Genomic DNA, 18,335 nt, shown 5'->3' on the forward strand with positions numbered 1-18,335 from the left:
CCTCGTCTCACTTCCGACCGAAGCCGATAGCATCTGGCCTGCCTATTCGAAAGGCTTGTTCGTCCCAGCGGTATATGATTAGGCATAGGCTATGACCACATTCCCAGAGCATTTGCTGGAAGGCTACAAGGCCTTCGCCACCCAGCGGCTGCCGACCGAGCAGACCCGCTACCGCGAGCTGTCGGTGAAGGGGCAGTTCCCTGAAGTGATGGTGATCGGCTGCTGCGATAGCCGCGTTTCTCCCGAAGTGATCTTCGACGTCGGGCCGGGCGAACTCTTCGTCGTCCGCAACATCGCCAATCTGGTGCCGGTGTATCAGCCCGACGGCAACGCGCATGGCGTCTCGGCGGCGCTGGAATATGCCGTGACGGTGCTGAAGGTGAAGCACATCGTGGTGCTCGGGCACGCGCAATGCGGCGGCATCCGCGCCTTCGTCGACAAGATCGAGCCGCTCACGCCGGGCGACTTCATCGGCAAATGGATGCAGATGTTCATCAAGCCGGGCGAAGTGGTGGAGCAGCGCGACCACGAGACCATGGCGCAATTCGTCGAGCGCATCGAAAAGGCCGCGGTGTTCCGCAGCCTGGAAAACCTGATGACCTTCCCGTTCGTGCAGAAGGCGGTCGAGAGCGGCCAGATGCAGACCCACGGCGCCTATTTCGGCGTCGCGGAGGGATCGCTGTTCGTGCTGGACAAGGCGGCGAAGGAATTCAGGAACGCGCGCGAGGTGGCCTAGGTCCCCAGCTCTTGTAGGGTGGGCAAAGCGTAGCGTGCCCACCGCTTCTATCGCGATCGTGGAGAGGTGGTGGGCGCGGCGCTCCGCGCCTTTGCCCACCCTACGGCAGCGGAGCTACGCCGCCTTCTTCTTCGCGCTGATCAGCTTGCGGTTGATCAGGACTTCCGCGATCTGGATCGCGTTGAGCGCAGCGCCCTTGCGTAGATTATCCGAGACGCACCACAGCACGAGACCGTTCTCCACCGTCGCGTCCTCGCGGATGCGGCTGATATAGGTGGCGTCCTCGCCGGCGGCTTCGTACGGGGTGGCGTAGCCGCCGGGCTCATGCTTGTCGATGACGAGACAACCCGGCGCCTTGCGCAGGATGTCGCGCGCTTCGTCCGCGCTGATCGGGTTCTCGAACTCGATGTTGACGGCCTCGGAATGGCCGACGAAAACAGGCACGCGCACGCAGGTCGCGGAGAGCTTGATCTTGGGATCAAGAATCTTCTTGGTCTCCGCCATCATCTTCCACTCTTCCTTGGTGTAGCCGTCCTCCATGAAGACGTCGATCTGGGGGATGACGTTGAAGGCGATGCGAGCGGGAAACTTGTTATTGACCAGCTCCTGGTTGGTGTAGACGGCCTTGGTCTGGGAGAACAATTCGTCCATCGCGTCCTTGCCGGCGCCCGACACCGATTGATAGGTCGAGACCACGACGCGTTTGATCGTCGCCTTGTCGTGCAGGGGCTTAAGCGCGACCACGAGCTGCGCGGTCGAGCAGTTCGGGTTGGCGATGATGTTCTTCTTCTTGAAGCCGGCGGTCGCGTCCGCATTCACTTCCGGCACGATCAACGGAACGTCCGGGTCCATGCGCCAGGCCGAGGAATTGTCGATCACGACCGTGCCGGCGGCGCCGATCTTCGGCGACCATTCCTTCGACACCTCGCCGCCGGCCGACATCAGGCAGATGTCGACGTCGGAGAAGTCGTAATGCTCGAGCGCTTTGACCTTCAGGGTGCGGTCGCCGTAGGAGACCTCGACGCCCATGCTGCGGCGTGAGGCCAGGGCCACCACCTCGTCCGCGGGGAATTTGCGCTCATCCAAAATGTTGAGCATTTCCCGTCCGACATTGCCGGTCGCGCCGACGACTGCGACTTTGTAACCCATCGTTCACTCTCCGACGAAAAAGCTCTTTCCTGAAGCTGAGGCTTAAACAGGAAGAGCAGCGCTTCTATGCGAGAACCGGCCTCAAGACAACGTTGGACCATGCCTTAGGGACGTGGATGCAGTCGCCTGAGGCCAGCACGGCCACAAACCCCACCCAGATCCATCTGGCGCTTGCGGCCTTCGCCGACGAGGTCGTCGGCACGCTGGCGCGCCTGTTCGCCTATGTGGGGGCTTTGGTGCTGTTTGCCATCCTCGGCCTTGCCGCACTCGGCCAGCTGCCAAACTTGCGCGACGATGATCCGGCGCTGAAGCCGAGTTGGAGCGTGGCCGACCGCTCGCCTCAGGGTTTCGCCCTTAGCCGGCTGGATTCGTCAGAAAAAACAGCTTCTTACGCCATCTTCAGGCACCCCGAAGGCGGCCGCAGGGACGTGATGCGCTGGGCCAGCGAGGCGGACAAGCCCATAGCCGAACTCATGGCCGAGCTCGAGATCTACCGGGAAGGCGGCGAATTCGACGTGGCGCGCCCGGCAACTCTGGATCTGGCCGCCCGGATGGGACTGGGCACCGCGGCCCGGCTGGAGCAAGCCGGCCTGATCGACACGAAATTCGGCCCCGTCGCCCTATTCCAGCCGACCGGCACGACGGAGGGCGCGCGGGCCTGCCTCGGCTACCTCAAGCGCAGCGAGGAGCCGGCGCTCCAGATCTCCGGATTTTCCTGCCAGGGCGACAGCCTGCCCGCCCGGCGCGCGGCGATCGCCTGCACGCTGAACCGGCTGACGCTGCTGACCTCGGGCAACGAGCCGAAGCTGGCCGAATTGTTCGCCCATGCGGAGCTGAAGCGCCGCCCCTGCGCGCTCCCGGGCTCGTCGGACTGGCTGCTCGGCGCCGCCAATGCGCAATTGCGCGGCGCGCTCTGACCGGCATCAAGCTCAAGTGGCTGTATCCATGCAACTTTTGCCGGCGCGCACGATTATTCAGCGCTGGTGTGACCCAATAGACCTAGTTGCAGCCGCCCCGGCCGGGTTAGTATGAGGGTGAAATTGATTGGCGGCTTGCCGCCTGAAGGGGACGTGATGAGCTCGAATTTCTCTGCCGCGAACAAACTGGCGATGTGGCTTGCGGCCGGCGCCGTGATTGCCATGTCCTCAGCCTTCGCGACACCCGCCTCGGCCGACACCAAGAAGCAGCGCTATGACAGCGGCCGTCACTATTACGGCCCCAGCGGCCCCAATGCGAGCTATCAGCAGGGCCGCACCCGCATCTATGTGAGCAAGCGCTCCTGGCTCGACGGCGGCACCGAGGTCAATCCGGGCGACCGCAAATTCTCCGACTACGCCTTCCCGCCGGCGGTGGGCTACCCGACCTTCGCACGCGAAAATCTCAACCGCCCGATCGATCGCCAGCCGCTGAGCACGCCGCAGGATGTTGGCGGCTATCCGCAGAATTTCCCGCTGTACTGAGGCGGACATATCGACCGAATCAAAATGGCCGGGCTCGCGCCCGGCCATTTTTGTTTTGATGAGACCTTGTAGGGTGGCCAAAGGTGCGAAGCGCCGTGCCCACCATCTCTCGGCAATGGCGATAAGAATGGTGGGCACGCTTCGCTTTGCCTACCCTACAAACACTGCGGTCGCCGTCAGGCGTGCAGCTTCTGCAATTCCTTCAGGATCGCTTCGCCCATCTGCGTGGTCGAGGCGGCAATGGTGCCTTCCGACTTGATGTCGGCGGTGCGCAGGCCGTTGGCCAGCACCGCGGCGATCGCGGCGTCGACCTTGTCGGCGAGATCGCCCATGTCGAAGGAATAGCGCAGCGCCATGCCGAAGGACGAGATCATCGCGATCGGATTGGCGAGGCCCTGGCCTGCGATATCAGGCGCCGAGCCGTGCACGGGCTCGTACAGCGCCTTGCGCTTCTTGCTCTTGACGTCGACCTCGCCGAGCGAGGCCGAGGGCAGCATGCCGAGCGATCCCGTCAGCATCGCAGCGATGTCGGACAGCATGTCGCCGAACAGATTGTCGGTGACGATGACGTCGAACTGCTTCGGCCATTTCACCAGCATCATGCCGCCGGAATCGGCGAGCTGGTGCTCGAGCGTGACGTCGGGATATTCGCGCTTGTGGACCTGGGTCATGACCTCGTTCCAGAGCACGCCCGACTTCATGACGTTGCGCTTCTCCATCGACGTCACCTTGTTCTTGCGCTTCTTCGCAAGCTCGAAGGCGACGCGGCCGATGCGCTCGATTTCATAGGTGTCGTAGACCTGGGTATCGATGGCGCGCTTCTGGCCGTTGCCGAGGTCGGTGATGGTCTTGGGCTCGCCGAAATAGACGCCGCCGGTGAGCTCGCGCACGATCATGATGTCGAGGCCCTCGACCGCCTCGCGCTTCAGGCTGGAGGCCTCCGCCAGCGCCGGGTAGCAGACCGCCGGGCGCAGGTTGGCGAATAGACCGAGATCCTTGCGCAGGCGCAGCAGGCCGGCTTCGGGGCGGACTTCGTAAGGCACCGCGTCCCATTTGGGACCGCCGACCGCGCCGAAGATGATCGCGTCGGCGTCCTTGGCCTTGGCCAAGTCGCCTTCCGAGATCGACACCTTGTGCGCGTCATAGGCCGAACCGCCGACGAGGCCGGTGTCGGTCTCGAACTTGGCGATCCCGGCCGAATTGAGCCAGTCGATCAGCCGCTTCACCTCGCCCATCACTTCGGGGCCGATACCGTCGCCGGGAAGCAGCAGCAGTTTGTGGGTCGCCATGGTCGTTTCCTCTGAGGTCGATTTCGGCCGGAGTGCTAGAGCGGCGATGCGTGCTTGGCAAGACACCATTGCCGCCTCGCGGCTGTGCAAGGCGGGCAGGGCCTGCCACACTGCGCATGCCGGAGTACCCCTTGCACGCACCTGACCGCCCTCCACCCGATGCCCACCCCGCACGGTTGATCCTGACCCTGTCGCTGGCCGCGACAGTTGGGCTCGGCATCGGCCGCTTCGCCTATTCGCTGGTGCTGCCCGACATGCGGGAGGACCTCGGCTGGTCCTACTCGGCGGCCGGTTTCATGAACACCATCAACGCCGTCGGCTATCTCGCGGGCGCGCTTGTGGCGTCCCGGCTGATCCAGCGCGTCGGCTGGTCGGCCGCGATCCGCGGCGGAACCCTGGCCTGCGTCGCCGCGCTCGCGACTTGCGCGCTGACCGGGAATTTCGTCGCGCTGAGCCTGGCCCGTCTCGTGCTGGGCGTGGGCGCCGCGGCCGGCTTCGTCGCCGGCGGTGCGCTGGCCGCTTCCATCGCGCAGTCGCGCCCGGAGCGGGCCAATTTCCTGCTGAGCCTGTTCTATGCCGGGCCCGGCATCGGCATTCTCGCCTCGGGCCTGATCGCCCCGTTCACGCTGCAATATTTCGGGCCGGGCTCGTGGTGGATAGTGTGGTGGGCGATGACCCTTTTGTCCGTCGTCATGACCGTGCCGCTGTTCCTGGTCCGCATCGAGAGCGGCGTGCGGTTCTCGCAAGGCAGCCACGGCGCCTTCGCGATTCTTCCCGTGCTGATCTATCTCGCCGGCTACTTCCTGTTCGGCGCGGGCTACATCGCCTACATGACCTTCATGATCGCCTATGTGCGCGACAGCGGCGGCGGGGCCGCGGCGCAGGCCGCGTTCTGGAGCCTGATTGGGCTGAGCGCCTTCGTCACGCCGTGGGCCTGGCGCCGCGTGCTCGCGCTCGATCGCGGCGGACTGGCCACCGCCATCATTCTCGGCACCAACGCGCTCGGCGCCGCCCTGCCGATGCTCGGGCATTCGCCGGCATGGCTCGCTGTGTCGGCCGTCGTGTTCGGCGTCGCCTTCTTCGCCGTGGTCGGCTCGACCACCGCCTTCGTGCGCTTCAACTATCCGCCCGAGGTATGGCCGACCGCGATCGCGGCGATGACGATCTCGTTCGGCGTCGGCCAGACGCTCGGCCCGATCGTGGTAGGCGCCATCACGGACGCGCTGGGGAGCTTGAGTTACGCGCTGAATGTCTCGGCGGCGCTGCTGGCGTTGGGCGCGGTGGCGGCGCTGTGCCAGCGGAAGGTGGGGCCGGCCAAAAAAACGGTGCCGTAGGGTGGGCAAAGGCGCGAAGCGCCGTGCCCACGATGGCCGTTGTCGCGGATGCAGTGTTGGTGGGCACGCTACGCTTTGCCCACCCTACGGCAGCGGCGCGCCTAGCTCCCACTAAACGAATTGTACCCCTGGTCTTCCCAATAACCGCCCTTGTAGTCGTTGGTGACTTCCATCGACACCACGTATTTCGGGTTCTTGAAGCCGAGTTTTGTCGGCACGCGGATCTTCATTGGAAACCCATACGCGCGCGGCAGGATTTCGCCTGCGTATTTGAACGTCATCTGGGTCTGCGGATGCAGCGCGGTGCGCATGTCGAGCGGGGAATTATAGCCGTCCTTGTCGGCACACTGGAACCAGACGTATTTGGCGCGCGTGTCGGCGCCGATCAGCTTGAGGAAGTCGCGCATCGGCGTGCCGGTCCAGCTGCCGATCGCGCTCCAGCCCTCGACGCAGATGTGACGGGTGATCTGCGTGACCTGCGGCAGCTTGTACAATTCCGGAAGCGTCCACGACTTCTTGTTGTCGACGAGGCCGCGGACTTCGAGCTTCCAGTCGGCACCGTCAACATCGGGTGCGTCGTCGAGATCGTAATAGGCGTTGAACGGAAACGGTTTTGTGATCGCACTCTCGGGAAACGTCGGCGCCAGCGCGTCGGGATTGAAGATGAAGGCCTGCACGGCGTCGTTGAATTTCGAGACGGATTTCAGCATCTCCTCGGCGGAGGACGAGTCGATCACGTCGCAGCCGGTGAGCAGCGTCAGTGCGCCGAGGCTGGCGCCGCCCGCGATGAAGCGGCGGCGGCTGACCTCTGGCATCGTCTTGATGGAGTCCTTGATCAGCAGCCGCTTGTCGACGCCGGGGATCAGGAATGAGCGCTTGGCCATGACTCTCTCTCCGCTCTAGCGACCGATGATCATCGCACGCAGGCTCTTCGGCACCAGCAGCGCGAGTAAAACGTGAATGACGAGGAACGCGCAGATCGCGGCCATGCAGAAGAAATGGATGTAGCGCGCGGTCGGATAGTCGCCGAACAGGGACACCAGCCAGTGCAGCTGCACCGGCTTCCACATTCCCAGCCCCGACAGCACGATGATCACGCCGACCAGGATGATACCGGCATAGAGCGTCCGCTGCACGTAATTGTAGACGGTGAGGTCGGCATGGCCGAGCTTGAAGGTCAGGGCAGCCCTGACATCGTGGAGCACGCCGGACGGCGTGATCGGCAGCAGTTTCTTGCGGAAACGGCCGGTGGCGAAGCCCGTGACGAGATAGGCAAGGCCGTTGATCATCAACAGCCACATCGCCGCAAAGTGCCAGAGCAATCCGCCGCCGAGCCAGCCGCCGAGCGTGTAGTCGCGCGGAAAGCTGAAACCGAACAGCGGCGAGGCGTTGTAGATCTGCCAACCCGACAGGATCATCAGGATCATGGCGAGGGCGTTGATCCAGTGCATGACCCGGACCCAGGCCGGCTGGATCACTTTGGCCGGGGTGGCGCTGACCTGCTCGTCGGTGACAGTGAGGCTCGACATGATGGTTCCGTCCTGAACATCGTCTGACAGCAATTATACGCCGATGCTTCCGCTTTCGTTACGCCCTGCCCGGCATCGAATCGATACCAGCGGGCTATCATGGTCACAATAAAGCGAGCCGGGGACCCCCGGCTCGCCATTTCGTCGCATCCGGTTCGGAGATGAAGCCAGACCGCGCGGTGTCAGGTCGCCGGCATCAGCACGGTATCGACCACATGGATCACGCCGTTGGACTGGTTGACGTTGGAGATCGTCACCATCGAGGTGCCGCCCTTGGCGTCGACGATCCAGACCTTGCCGTCCATCTTCTTCACCGTCAGCTCCTCGCCTTCGGCGGTCTTCATCTTCTTGCCGTCGGTGAGGTCGGACGCCTCGAGCTTGCCGGGCACGACGTGGTAGGTCAGAATCTTGGTCAGGGTCGCCTTGTTCTCGGGCTTGACCAGGGTATCGACGGTGCCGGCCGGCAGCTTGCCGAAAGCGGCATTGGTCGGCGCGAACACCGTGAACGGGCCCTTGCCTTCCAGCGTCGGCACCAGGCCGGCCGCCTTCACCGCCGCCACCAGCGTGGTGTGGTCCTTCCAGTTGACGGCGTTCTGGACGATGTTCTTGGACGGAAACATCGCGGCGCCGCCGACCTTGACGGTCTTTTCCTCGGCGCGGGCGGGCGCGACGACGGTCGCGGTGATGGCCAGCGCGCTGAGAGCTGCGGCGGTGAGATAGGCAATGCGCTTCGACATGGAGAGTCTCCCGATTGGATGAGGACCGGCGACTGCCGGCGTTCGAGTGGGCAACAACGGCGGCTGCGACCTGTGAGCGTGAAGCAGCAGCGACGTCGTTGGCTCGAATTACGGGAGGGTTTGCGAAGCGGTTTCGGATTAAACTTCTTTGTGATGGGTGAAACTAAATGCGGGTGTGTTCGTGGGGGGCGTCATTGCGAGGAGCGAAGCGACGAAGCAATCCAGGCTGCCACCGCGGATGCACCGCTGGATTGCTTCGCTTCGCTCGCAATGACGAGCCTCGACGATCTACCTGCCGCTCAATCCCTGTTGTGCGGCGTCTGGATGAACCCGCGATTATGCGTGGGGCTAATCAACAGTTCGTTGATGCACACCCGCGCCGGCATGCTGGCGATGAATGCGATGGTGCGGCCGAGATCTTCGGATTGAAGCATCCTGGCCTGCTCCTCCTCGCTCGGCACCACCGGGCGCAGCTTCAGGATCGGGGTCGCCACCTCGCCCGGCATCAGGCAACAGGCGCGCAAGCCGTTGACGCATTCGTCCATGTTGAAGGAATGGGTCAGCGCCAGCACCGCATGCTTGGTCGTGGTGTAGGCCGGGCCCGGCATTTTCGAGACGTGGCGGCCGGCCCAGGACGAGACGTTGATGATGGAGCCGTCCTGTTGCTTGCGCATCGTCGGTAGCACCGCGCGCATGCAATAGAGCACGCCGTTGAGATTGACCTGGACCAGCTTATCCCAGCCCTCCAGTTCCATGTCCTTCCAGCTGCGCTTGGGGACATTGATGCCGGCATTGTTGACCAGCAGGTCGATGCGGCCGTGCTTCGCGACGATTTGATCGGCAGCCTTCTGGGCGGCGGCGGCGACCGACACGTCCAGCGCGATGGCCTCGGCGGCGCCGCCCGCCCCGGTGATCTTCGCGACTACGGTATCCAGGGCGTCCTTGCGCCGGCCCGAGACCACCACCGTCCAGCCGTCAGCCGCCAGCGCCTCGGCGCCGGCCTCCCCGATCCCACTGCCCCCGCCTGTCACCCAGGCCACGCGTTTCCCGTTTTTGGTCATGCAAACTGTCTCCGTTGCTTCATCGGGGCGGTTTTTGCTAATCCAGCCCTCGGTTTTGACCGGCCTTGTCTGACGAGCCTTGTGGTCAAGCCTTGCGGTCGAGGAAATCTTGCATGAACCAAGCAGCCAACGCCAATCTGTTTTCCCGCCTGTTCGATGGCCTCGACGATCCGAAGCGCCTCGCGATCGAGACGCACGACGGAGGACGCATCAGCTATGGCGATCTGATCGCCCGGGCCGGGCAAATGGCCAATGTGCTGGTCGCGCGCGGCGTGAAGCCCGGCGACCGCGTTGCGGTTCAGGTCGAGAAATCCGTGGCCAACATCGTGCTGTATCTGGCCACGGTGCGGGCCGGCGCGGTCTACCTGCCGCTCAACACCGCCTATACGCTGAATGAGCTCGATTACTTCATCGGCGATGCCGAGCCCTCGCTGGTGGTCTGCGATCCCGCCAAGGCGGAGGGCCTCGCCCCCATCGCCGCCAAGGTGAAGGCGAAAGTCGAGACACTCGGGGCTGACGGCAAGGGCTCGCTGACGGACGCCGCCGACAAGGCGAGCAGCGAATTCGCCACGGTCCCGCGCTCAAACGACGATCTCGCCGCGATCCTCTACACGTCCGGCACCACCGGCCGCTCCAAGGGCGCGATGTTGACCCACGACAATCTGGCGTCGAACTCGCTCTCGCTGGTCGGCTTCTGGCGCTTCACCGACAAGGACGTGCTGATCCACGCGCTGCCGATCTACCACACCCACGGCCTGTTCGTGGCGACCAACGTGACGCTGTTCGCGCGGGCGTCGATGATCTTCCTGCCGAAGCTCGACCCGGATCTGATCATCAAGCTGATGGCGCGCGCCACGGTGCTGATGGGCGTGCCGACGTTCTATACCCGGCTGCTCCAGAACGCTGCGCTGTCGCGCGAAACTACAAAGCACATGCGGCTGTTCATCTCGGGCTCCGCGCCGCTGCTGGCCGAAACCCATCGCGAATGGTCGGCCCGGACGGGGCATGCGGTGCTCGAGCGCTACGGCATGACCGAGACCAACATGAACACGTCGAACCCTTATGACGGCGAGCGCGTGCCCGGCGCAGTCGGCTTTCCGCTCCCCGGCGTCTCCGTACGCGTCACAGATCCTGAGACGGCCAAGGAACTGCCGCGTGACGAAATCGGCATGATCGAGGTCAAGGGCCCCAACGTGTTCAAGGGCTATTGGCGCATGCCGGAGAAGACCAAGGCGGAATTCCGCGACGACGGCTTCTTCATCACCGGCGACCTCGGCAAGATCGACGCCAAGGGCTACGTCCACATTCTCGGCCGCGGCAAGGATCTCGTCATCTCCGGCGGCTTCAACGTTTACCCCAAGGAAATCGAGAGCGAGATCGACGCCATGCCCGGCGTGATCGAATCTGCCGTGATCGGCGTGCCCCACGCCGATTTCGGCGAGGGCGTCACGGCGGTGCTCGTCTGCAACAAGGGCGCCGATGTGACCGAGGCCGCGGTGCTGAAGGCGCTCGACGGCCGGCTAGCGAAGTTCAAGATGCCCAAACGGGTCTTCGTGGTCGACGAGCTGCCGCGCAACACCATGGGCAAGGTGCAGAAAAACGTGCTGCGGGATATTTACAAGGATCTTTACGCGAAGAAATAGGGGCTGTTGTTCGCTGCACTCTCGTCGTCATTGCGAGGAGCCGTTGCGACGAAGCAATCCAGACTACCGCTGCGGAAAGATTCTGGATTGCTTCGCTACGCTCGCAATGACGGATTTTGCGGCGGCTACTGCCCGCCTATCAAGCTCATCACAAACCGGCTGCCGACAATAAACAGATAGCACCCGAACGCGACCTCCAGCGTCCGCTTCGACATCGCATGCGCCGCCTTCACACCGAGCGGTGCTGTCACAAGGCTCATCGGCATCACCAGCACGGCGCCGATCAGCGAGACGTAGCCGAGCGCGAACGGCACTTGCAGGGCTGCAACGCCGGGATAGCTAGCCGCCGCAGGCCAGCCGGCATAGATGTAGCCGAGCGCACCGGGGATCGAGATCAGCACCGCGAGCGCCGACGATGTCGCCACGGCCTGATGGATCGGACGGCCGTAGAACGTCATCAGCAGATTCGAAAACAATCCGCCGCCGATGCCCATCAAGGTCGACAAAATGCCGACGCAGAAGCCGTAGATTCGCATCAAGATGCCTTTCGGCAGATCATCGCCGAGTTTCCAGCTCTCGCGCGCGAAGATCAGCCGTACCGCGGCCGACCAGGCGACGGCGACGAACACGATCTTGAACAGCCGCTCCGGCGCGTAGCGCGCGACCACGCTGCCGGCGATGACGCCGATCAGGATCGGCAGCCACCAGACCCGAAGGATCGCAAGATCGACGGCGCCGCGCTTGTAATGCGCCTGGAACGAACGAATCGAGGTCGGAATGATGACGGCGAGCGAAGTGCCGATGCAGAGCGGCATGCGCACCTCCAGCGGCACACCGGCGATGCGGAAGCACTCGTAGAACACCGGCACCAGAATCGCGCCGCCGCCGATGCCGAACACGCCGGCCAAAAATCCGGAGAGCGCGCCGGTTGCGATCAGCAGCAGCGTGAGCTCGAGGATCTCCTTGATATCAAGTCCTGCAATCACCCCTGACCTGCCCCGGCGATGGCTCGCAACTTCTCCGATGCATCGCTCGGACAGCTGCCCGCAATGCTCTAGGCGATCTGATTTGTCGGGTCGACCGCCGCATCGGCGGTCTGGGGTGGGATGCAGGTTGCGCATATCCGCCCGTCTCGCGAAAAATCGGTGCGCTTTGCGGAAATTGAAAATTGCTCGCCGATCATCCCTGCCGGTCCGAACGTCATGAATGACTGGTTCGAACCCTGGTTGGCCTGCGGCGGCTTAGAGCCGTTCCAATAGTAATTTCAATGCGCCGCGGCCCTCCTGACAAGAGATGAATTCTTGTTCTGTCTTTAGCCGGTGCGCCGTGGCCCTGGTATACCAAGCCGCCGATTGGCCTTGTTACATCAAGGGCCTAGAGCTGAACCCAGGTTCGATTTATGGCGATTTGGTGATTGCGCAGGTGAAATCGACTCCGTAAATAGAGCCGACCTTTCGCGATCCCCGCGCGCCCCATGCTGGGCCGCAATAAAGCAATCGAAGCCCATGACCGCACGGATCGAACGACCGCTTTCGCCACACATGCAAGTCTACCGCTGGACGCTGACGATGGCACTTTCCATCGTCCATCGCGCCACCGGGATTGCCCTCTACGCCGGAACGCTGCTGCTGGCCTGGTGGCTGATTGCGACGGCCTCCGGCCCGGCCGCCTATAGCCACGTCCAGGCCTTCACCGGCAGCATCATCGGCCGGCTGATCGTGTTCGGATTCACCTGGGCGCTGATGCACCACATGCTCAGCGGCATCCGGCATTTCGTCTGGGACCTGGGCTACGGCTTCAAGGCCAATGAGCGCGAAGCGTTGACCTGGGGCGCGTTGATCGGCGGCATCGTGCTCACGGTCCTGGTCTGGATCATCGCCTACGCGATCGGAGGCGGCCGATGAGTTTCGACGAATCCCACGGCGCTCCGAAGGGCTCCTCCATGCGCACCCCGCTCGGCCGCGTGCGCAATCTCGGCGCGGCGCATTCGGGCACCTCCGATTTCTGGCGCCAGCGCATCACCGGCGTCGCCATGACGCTGCTGATGATCCCGGTGATCGTGATCGTGATGATGCTGCTCGGCCGCAACCAGGCCGGCGCCGCACAGATTCTCGGCTCGCTGCCGATCGCGGTGATCCTGCTGCTCTTCATCTTCGCCAGCGCCTGGCACATGAAGATCGGCATGCAGGTCGTGATCGAGGACTACATCCATAACGAGAAGCTGAAGCTCATCTCGATCATGCTCAACAACTTCTTCTCGTTCGCCGTGGCGCTCGCCTCGACCTACGCGATCCTGAAACTTTCCTCCGGAGTCTAACCCATGGCCACAGAGACCAATGGCAAGGGCAACGGCGCTCCCGCCACCAACGGCAAAGCCTATCCGATCGAAGACCACACCTACGACGTCGTCGTGGTCGGCGCCGGCGGCGCGGGCTTGCGCGCCGTGGTCGGCTGCAGCGAAGCCGGTCTTCGTACCGCCTGCATCACCAAAGTATTTCCGACCCGCTCGCACACCGTCGCGGCGCAGGGCGGCATCTCGGCGTCGCTCGGCAACATGCACAAGGACGACTGGCGCTGGCACATGTACGACACCGTGAAGGGGTCGGACTGGCTGGGCGACCAGGACGCGATCGAATACATGGTGCGCAACGCGCCCGAGGCGGTCTACGAGCTCGAGCATTGGGGCGTGCCGTTCTCGCGCACCGAAGACGGCAAGATCTACCAGCGTCCGTTCGGCGGCATGACGATGGACTACGGCAAAGGTCAGGCGCAGCGCACCTGCGCCGCCGCCGACCGCACCGGCCACGCCATGCTGCACACGATGTACGGCCAGTCGCTGCGCCACGCGGCCGAGTTCTTCATCGAGTTCTTTGCCATCGACCTGATCATGGACGACCAGGGCACCTGCCGCGGCGTCATCGCGCTCAAGCTCGACGACGGCACGCTGCACCGCTTCCGCGCCCAGTCCGTGATTCTGGCGACCGGCGGCTATGGCCGCGCCTATGCGTCCTGCACCTCGGCGCACACCTGCACCGGCGACGGCGGCGGCATGGTGCTGCGCGCCGGCCTGCCGATGCAGGACATGGAGTTCGTGCAGTTCCACCCGACGGGGATCTACGGCTCCGGCTGTCTCGTCACCGAAGGTGCGCGCGGCGAAGGCGGTTATCTCGTCAACTCCGAGGGCGAGCGCTTCATGGAGCGCTATGCGCCGTCGGCGAAGGATCTGGCTTCGCGTGACGTCGTCTCGCGCGCGATGACCATCGAGATCCGCGAAGGCCGCGGTGTCGGCAAGAAGAAGGACCATATCTTCCTTCATCTCGACCATCTCGATCCCGCGGTGCTGGCCGAGCGCCTGCCGGGCATCTCGGAATCCGCAAAGATCTTCGCCAATGTCGACGTGACGCGCGAGCCGATCCCGATCGTGCCGACCGTGCACTACAACATGGGCGGCATCCCGACGAACTATCACGGCGAAGTCCTGACCAAGAAGGACGGCGACGACAACGCCATCATTCCCGGCCTGATGGCGATCGGCGAAGCCGCCTGCGTCTCCGTGCACGGCGCCAACCGCCTCGGCTCCAACTCGCTGATCGACCTCGTCGTATTCGGCCGCGCCGCGGCGCTTCGCCTCGCCGAGAAGCTCACCCCGAACGCCAGCCAGCCGGAATTGCCGGCGAACTCGTCCGACCTGGCGCTCGGCCGCCTCGACCATTATCGCTACGCCTCCGGCGGCACGCCGACCGCGAAGCTGCGCGAAGGCATGCAACACGTGATGCAGAACAATTGCGCGGTGTTCCGCACCGGCGACATCCTGAGCGAAGGCCAGAACCTGATCGAGAAGGTCCACAGCGGCATCACCGACATCGCCGTGTCCGACCGCTCGCTGGTGTGGAATTCCGACCTGATCGAGACGCTCGAATTCGACAATCTGATCGCGCAGGCGGTGGTGACGATGAACTCGGCCGCCAACCGCACCGAGAGCCGCGGCGCGCATGCCCGCGAGGACTTCTCCGAGCGCGACGACAAGAACTGGATGAAGCACACGCTGGCCTGGCTGGAAGATTCCGGCAAGGTCAAGATCGAGTACCGCCCGGTTCACGACTACACCATGACCAACGACGTGCAGTACATCCCGCCGAAAGCTCGCGTTTACTAAACGGCGCGCATTTACTGAGCGAACAGCGAAAGCTTTATCGAAATGGTTGAATTCGCACTTCCGAAGAACTCCAAGATCAGCGGCGGCAAGACGTGGCCGAAGCCCGCGGGCGCGACTGAAACTCGTGAATTCCGCGTCTATCGCTGGAACCCGGACGACGGCAAGAATCCCAGCGTCGACACCTATTACGTCGACACCCATGATTGCGGGCCGATGGTGCTGGACGGCCTGATCTGGATCAAGAACAACATCGACCCGTCGCTGACCTTCCGCCGCTCCTGCCGCGAAGGCGTCTGCGGCTCCTGCGCGATGAACATCGACGGCCAGAACACGCTGGCCTGCACCCGCTCGATGCACGACGTGAAGGACGGCGCGGTGAAGATCAATCCGCTTCCGCACCAGCCTGTCGTGAAGGACCTCATCCCCGACCTCACGAATTTCTATGCGCAGTACGCTTCGGTCGAGCCGTGGCTGAAGACGACCTCGCCGACGCCGCAAAAGGAATGGAAGCAGAGCCACGAGGATCGCGAGAAGCTCGACGGCCTCTACGAGTGCATCCTCTGCGCCTGCTGCTCGACCTCGTGCCCGAGCTATTGGTGGAACAGCGAGCGCTATCTCGGTCCCGCCGCGCTGCTCCAGGCCAACCGCTGGGTATCGGATTCGCGGGATGAAGCGACCGGCGAGCGGCTTGACAATCTCGAGGACCCGTTCCGCCTCTATCGCTGCCACACCATCATGAACTGCGCCAAGGCCTGCCCGAAGGGCCTCAACCCGGCGGAGGCCATCGCGGAGCTCAAGCTCAAGATGGTCGAGCGCCAGATCTAGGCTCGTTCATGCTGCGATCCCCGGCCGGAATGGCCGGGGCATTCTACGGCGGGCGCGTCTTCCAGTAGATTTCGCCTCTGCCCCTGCGCGGGCAAGCCGGCGGGTTGCAACCTCTGGTTCCCGCCACAAGCCGCTTCCTTCCCGGCGCGAAATTCAAGTAAGCTCTCCGGCGTGGGACCGGAGCGACCGTGCAGGGCGCACAACGCAATTCGCTGAGATTGCTGCAGTGGATGATGGCTGCGTCCCTGGCGCTGCCGATTGCGCTGTTCGCGATCGCCGCCTCGATCTCCTACACCTCGACCAAAGAGATCGCCGACCGCGAGATCGAGCGCACCCTCGATGTCGCGCACGAGCACGCGCTCAAGGTGTTCGAGACCATCGACCGCAGCCTCGCCGAGATCAACGAGGTGGTGCGCGACATGCCCGACGAAATCATCCGCTCGCGCGAACCGGCCCTGCACCGCCGCCTGAAGCAACTGACCGATTCGCTGCCGCAGCTCAAATCGGCATGGATCTTCGATGCGGACGGAAAGTCGCTGGTCAACAGCCTGGCATCGCCGCCGCCGGCGCAGAGCTTTGCGGACCGTGATTACTTTGCCGCCCATGTCGACCAGAGCATCGGCAGCTACATCGGCGTTCCCCTGACGCCGCGCCAGCCCTATCAGGGCGCGCGCTTCTTCGGGGTCAGCCGCCGCCGCAGCTCCGACGACGGCAGCTTCATCGGCGTGATCCAGGCCTCCGTCCTGCCGGAATATTTCGAGAGCTTTTATGCCAGGATCGGCTCCGATCCCGGCAGCTTCCTCGCCATGGCACGTACCGACGGCGTGGTGCTGGCGCATCTTCCGCGGCGGGACCGCGACCTCAGGCTCGATCCTAACGGGCCGGTTGGCCGCAGCATCGCAGCTCACCCCGAGCATGGCCTCATCACCATCGCCTGGCCATCGGACGAGGTCGAGCGGCGCATCGGCTACCGACGCATCGCCGAATACCCGATCTATGTCAGCGCGGGGCTGGAGACCTCGGCAATCCGCGCGCGCTGGTTCGCCACCATGGGCCAGCATCTGGTGTTCGGTATTCCCGCCACCGCGCTGCTGTTTCTGCTGCTGGCGTTCGCGTTCCGGCGCACCCAGCATCTTCAGGCCGAGGCCGCCGCGCGGCGCGAAGCCGAGGAGGCGCTCAAGCACAGCCAGCGCCTGGAGGCGCTCGGCCAGCTCACCGGCGGCGTCGCGCACGACTTCAACAACCTCCTGACCGTGATTCGCGCCTCTGTCGACCTGCTGAACCGGCCGCAGCTGAGCGAGGAGCGGCGCCAGCGCTACATCACCGCCATCGCGGACGCGGTCGGGCGCGCGGCCAAGCTGACCTCGCAGCTGCTCGCCTTTGCACGGCGCCAGACCTTGAAGCCGGAAGTGTTCGACGTCGGCGCGCGGCTGCAGTCGCTGCACGACATGCTCGCGACGCTGCTCGGACCCGCGATCGAAATTGCGATGCGGCTGCCGGCCGAGCCCTGTCTCGTCAATGCCGATGCGAGCCAGTTCGAGACGGCGTTGATCAACATGGCGACCAATGCGCGCGATGCCATGCACGGCAAGGGCAGGATCGTTTTCGAGGTCGAGGCCGCGGCGACCATTGCGGACACGCGGGCTCCCGTCTCGGTCAACGCTGACCTTTCAGGCCACCATGAGCTTTCCGGCAAACATGAGCTTGCTGACAAACATGGCTTCGTCGGCATTGCCGTCAGCGACACCGGCATCGGCATTCCGGCTGCGAGGCTCGAGCGCATCTTCGAGCCGTTCTTCACCACCAAGCAGGTCGGCCACGGCACCGGTCTCGGCCTGTCGCAGGTGTTCGGCTTCGCCCGGCAGTCCGGCGGCGAGGTGACAGTCACCAGCGAAGTGGGCCACGGCAGCACCTTCTCGCTCTATCTGCCGCGCGTGGCGCCGCACCTGCTGCCGCAGCGGCAGGCACCGAACACGGCCCCGGCTGTGGCCGGTAGCGGCATGTCGGTGCTGCTGGTCGAGGACAATATCGAGCTCGCCAATTTCGCGGCCGACGGCCTCACCGAGCTCGGCTACAGCATCACGCTGATCGACAATGCAACTGATGCGCTCGCCGAGCTGGTCATGGATTCCGATCGCTTCGATGTCGTTTTCTCCGACATCGTGATGCCCGGCATGACCGGGCTCGATCTCGCGCAGGCAGTCCGCGAGCGCGGCATCGGCGTGCCGGTCGTGCTGACCACCGGCTACAGCGAGGCGCTGTCCCAGGACGGCAAGGTCGATTTCGAGCTCGTGCAGAAGCCCTATGCGATCGATCAGCTATCGCGCGTGCTGCACCGGCTCGCGCGACGCCGGGTGCGCGACGGCGCCGCCGAATGATCCGACACTCGGAACCGAGTGGAACCTTTTGATTTAGC

The 18,335-nt window shown here is 64.1% G+C and carries 17 protein-coding genes; 10 read left to right on the forward strand and 7 right to left on the reverse strand.

Translation table 11 applies throughout. The annotated features are described in order from the left end of the window. Positions 1 to 91 precede the first annotated feature (91 nt). Positions 92 to 736: a carbonic anhydrase gene (locus tag ABIB90_RS24380; RefSeq protein ID WP_007598798.1), complete on the forward strand. Its 645-nt coding sequence runs from the start codon at positions 92 to 94 to the stop codon at positions 734 to 736. 114 nt (positions 737 to 850) lie between these two features. Here ABIB90_RS24380 and ABIB90_RS24385 read toward each other — a convergent pair whose 3' ends face one another. After that, a complete protein-coding gene (locus tag ABIB90_RS24385) occupies positions 851 to 1,885 on the reverse strand; it encodes an aspartate-semialdehyde dehydrogenase (RefSeq protein ID WP_007598796.1) in 1,035 nt (344 codons plus the stop codon). A 116-nt stretch (positions 1,886 to 2,001) separates the two neighbouring features. Between ABIB90_RS24385 and ABIB90_RS24390 the strand changes: the two genes are divergently transcribed. Further along, positions 2,002 to 2,802 (forward strand): hypothetical protein, encoded by an 801-nt coding sequence (locus ABIB90_RS24390; protein WP_354169883.1) that lies wholly within the window; start codon positions 2,002 to 2,004, stop codon positions 2,800 to 2,802. A 156-nt stretch (positions 2,803 to 2,958) separates the two neighbouring features. Continuing rightward, on the forward strand, positions 2,959 to 3,345 hold the full coding sequence (locus tag ABIB90_RS24395; protein WP_027566362.1) for a hypothetical protein: 387 nt from the start codon (positions 2,959 to 2,961) through the stop codon (positions 3,343 to 3,345). A 176-nt stretch (positions 3,346 to 3,521) separates the two neighbouring features. Here ABIB90_RS24395 and leuB read toward each other — a convergent pair whose 3' ends face one another. After that, a complete protein-coding gene (gene leuB / locus ABIB90_RS24400; RefSeq protein ID WP_354201532.1) occupies positions 3,522 to 4,634 on the reverse strand; it encodes a 3-isopropylmalate dehydrogenase in 1,113 nt (370 codons plus the stop codon). A 131-nt stretch (positions 4,635 to 4,765) separates the two neighbouring features. On the opposite strand from leuB, the gene ABIB90_RS24405 reads away from it, so the two are divergent. Continuing rightward, a complete protein-coding gene (locus tag ABIB90_RS24405) occupies positions 4,766 to 5,968 on the forward strand; it encodes a YbfB/YjiJ family MFS transporter (protein ID WP_354201533.1) in 1,203 nt (400 codons plus the stop codon). A gap of 101 nt (positions 5,969 to 6,069) precedes the next feature. On the opposite strand, the gene ABIB90_RS24410 is transcribed toward ABIB90_RS24405, so the two are convergent. The 4 genes from ABIB90_RS24410 to ABIB90_RS24425 all read right to left on the reverse strand — a co-directional run bounded on the left by ABIB90_RS24410 (position 6,070) and on the right by ABIB90_RS24425 (position 9,295). After that, positions 6,070 to 6,852, reverse strand: coding sequence for a molybdopterin-dependent oxidoreductase (locus ABIB90_RS24410; protein WP_027566359.1), 783 nt, complete (start codon positions 6,850 to 6,852; stop codon positions 6,070 to 6,072). Between the two features lie 15 nt (positions 6,853 to 6,867). Further along, a complete protein-coding gene (locus ABIB90_RS24415) occupies positions 6,868 to 7,497 on the reverse strand; it encodes a cytochrome b/b6 domain-containing protein (protein WP_007598786.1) in 630 nt (209 codons plus the stop codon). Positions 7,498 to 7,679: 182 nt separating this feature from the next. Then, positions 7,680 to 8,234, reverse strand: a complete 555-nt coding sequence (locus tag ABIB90_RS24420) for a fasciclin domain-containing protein (protein WP_354201534.1) — start codon at positions 8,232 to 8,234, stop codon at positions 7,680 to 7,682. A gap of 299 nt (positions 8,235 to 8,533) precedes the next feature. After that, positions 8,534 to 9,295 carry an SDR family oxidoreductase gene (locus ABIB90_RS24425; RefSeq protein WP_007598784.1) on the reverse strand — a complete coding sequence of 254 codons (762 nt, stop codon included), beginning with the start codon at positions 9,293 to 9,295 and terminating at the stop codon, positions 8,534 to 8,536. Positions 9,296 to 9,408: 113 nt separating this feature from the next. Here ABIB90_RS24425 and ABIB90_RS24430 point away from each other — a divergent pair, with 113 nt between their 5' ends. Beyond that, entirely contained in the window at positions 9,409 to 10,938 is a 1,530-nt protein-coding gene (locus ABIB90_RS24430; protein ID WP_354201535.1) for a malonate--CoA ligase, read from the forward strand. 125 nt (positions 10,939 to 11,063) lie between these two features. Here the strand turns inward: ABIB90_RS24430 and ABIB90_RS24435 are convergent, their stop codons facing one another. Then, the gene (locus tag ABIB90_RS24435) at positions 11,064 to 11,924 is read right to left on the reverse strand and encodes a sulfite exporter TauE/SafE family protein (RefSeq protein WP_219681843.1); all 861 of its coding nucleotides are present in this window, start codon (positions 11,922 to 11,924) and stop codon (positions 11,064 to 11,066) included. Positions 11,925 to 12,443: 519 nt separating this feature from the next. Between ABIB90_RS24435 and sdhC the strand changes: the two genes are divergently transcribed. The 5 genes from sdhC (at position 12,444) to ABIB90_RS24460 (ending at position 18,297) form a co-directional block, all read left to right on the forward strand. Continuing rightward, complete coding sequence (sdhC, locus tag ABIB90_RS24440; RefSeq protein WP_007598778.1) at positions 12,444 to 12,842, forward strand: succinate dehydrogenase, cytochrome b556 subunit; 399 nt, start codon at positions 12,444 to 12,446, stop codon at positions 12,840 to 12,842. After that, positions 12,839 to 13,255, forward strand: a complete 417-nt coding sequence (sdhD, locus tag ABIB90_RS24445; protein ID WP_007598776.1) for a succinate dehydrogenase, hydrophobic membrane anchor protein — start codon at positions 12,839 to 12,841, stop codon at positions 13,253 to 13,255. Before sdhC ends, sdhD begins: the two co-directional genes overlap by 4 nt. A 3-nt stretch (positions 13,256 to 13,258) precedes the next feature. Continuing rightward, positions 13,259 to 15,094, forward strand: coding sequence for a succinate dehydrogenase flavoprotein subunit (gene sdhA, locus ABIB90_RS24450; RefSeq protein ID WP_027566352.1), 1,836 nt, complete (start codon positions 13,259 to 13,261; stop codon positions 15,092 to 15,094). Positions 15,095 to 15,136: 42 nt separating this feature from the next. Further along, positions 15,137 to 15,919, forward strand: a complete 783-nt coding sequence (locus ABIB90_RS24455) for a succinate dehydrogenase iron-sulfur subunit (RefSeq protein WP_027566351.1) — start codon at positions 15,137 to 15,139, stop codon at positions 15,917 to 15,919. A 188-nt stretch (positions 15,920 to 16,107) separates the two neighbouring features. Continuing rightward, a complete protein-coding gene (locus tag ABIB90_RS24460; protein WP_354201536.1) occupies positions 16,108 to 18,297 on the forward strand; it encodes an ATP-binding protein in 2,190 nt (729 codons plus the stop codon). Positions 18,298 to 18,335 lie beyond the last annotated feature (38 nt).

The organism is Bradyrhizobium sp. JR4.1, assembly GCF_040548605.1.
Classification (GTDB): domain Bacteria; phylum Pseudomonadota; class Alphaproteobacteria; order Rhizobiales; family Xanthobacteraceae; genus Bradyrhizobium; species Bradyrhizobium canariense.